This is a genomic window from Moorena sp. SIO3B2, assembly GCF_010692525.1.
Classification (GTDB): domain Bacteria; phylum Cyanobacteriota; class Cyanobacteriia; order Cyanobacteriales; family Coleofasciculaceae; genus Moorena; species Moorena producens.
Map to the genome: position 1 here is coordinate 9,750 of NZ_JAAHHE010000007.1, position 634 is coordinate 10,383.

The 634-nt window shown below is 48.7% G+C and carries 1 protein-coding gene; it reads left to right on the forward strand.

What is annotated here, in order from left to right:
- Positions 1-634, forward strand: a 634-nt coding sequence (locus tag F6K38_RS02750; RefSeq protein ID WP_287356011.1) for a hypothetical protein, incomplete at both ends; no start/stop codon positions are given.

A 634-nucleotide genomic window follows, 5' to 3' on the forward strand; every position in this document is an offset into this window, starting at 1 on the left:
CCAGCTGGACCAGTAGAAATCACCATTACTGCGGATCAAGACAGTGAAATAAGTCTCGATGGGGAGACTTTCGACAACGAAGTGGTAGTGAGCCTAACGGATACCACCCCCACAACCATTACAGTACAGGCTCTGGATGACACGATTGTCGAAGGTGACCATAACACCACCATCAGCTACGCCATTACCAACACCGGGGATTCAGACAAATATCCTGATACTCTCGATATCCCAGCCACCGAGATCACCATTACTGATAATGACGCAGATGCTGCTGGTCAAATACTGATCAGCGAGATTTCCCCTCTGACGGAAGGAGGAGAGGCACAGGAGTATACCATTGCTCTGGACACTGTTCCAGCTGGACCAGTAGAAATCACCATTACTGCGGATCAAGACAGTGAAATAAGTCTCGATGGGGAGACTTTCGACAACGAAGTGGTAGTGAGCCTAACGGATACCACCCCCACAACCATTACAGTACAGGCTCTGGATGACACGATTGTCGAAGGTGACCATAACACTACCATCAGCTACGCCATTACCAACACCGGGGATGAGGTCAAATATCCTGATACTCTGATTATCCCAGTCACCGAGATCACCATTACTGATAATGACGCAGTTGTTCCTG